Annotated in this window: 1 protein-coding gene; it reads right to left on the reverse strand. The window is 42.1% G+C overall.

All coding sequences use genetic code 11. From position 1 onward, the window contains the following. Positions 1–63: 63 nt before the first annotated feature. Positions 64–228 carry a hypothetical protein gene (locus tag E3E27_RS10615; protein ID WP_167769450.1) on the reverse strand — a complete coding sequence of 55 codons (165 nt, stop codon included), beginning with the start codon at positions 226–228 and terminating at the stop codon, positions 64–66. Between the last annotated feature and the right edge of the window lie 169 nt (positions 229–397).

The following is a 397-nucleotide window of genomic DNA, read 5'->3' on the forward strand; positions in this document are numbered from 1 at the left end:
TGGGTTCGTCCCATTTTCGAGGTCTGCCTGTTCCTGTTCTCGGCCCGGTATACCTCATGAAGATCACTCTCTTGTAGTTTTGTACTTCTCCCACATGTCTAGAACAAGTTCTGGCCAGGAGATGCCACGACGTCGCTTTTCTTCTTCCATCTCTTTGTAGACTTCATAGGGGATCCATGCCTCAAACCTCTTTACAGGACCCTCGTACTTGCGAGGACGCCCGCTCATCGATATCACCTCAATTGTATGAATAAATCTTACGTAAGAAATATTCATACCAAACTATAAAATCCTTTCGGCATTATTTTTGGTCGAACGTTCAGTTCAATATGAAAATTTCATACCAAGTATGAAAATTGTTCAGAAGCTGAATTTTTGTGCTACAAAATTGGCACAC

The sequence above is a fragment of the Thermococcus sp. MV11 genome, assembly GCF_012027285.1.
In the GTDB taxonomy this organism is placed as follows: domain Archaea; phylum Methanobacteriota_B; class Thermococci; order Thermococcales; family Thermococcaceae; genus Thermococcus; species Thermococcus cleftensis.

Excerpts from the sequence above, each read along its gene's own strand:
- E3E27_RS10615 (WP_167769450.1), bottom strand. The coding sequence starts at position 228 with ATGAGCGGGCGTCCTCGCAAGTACGAGGGTCCTGTAAAGAGGTTTGAG.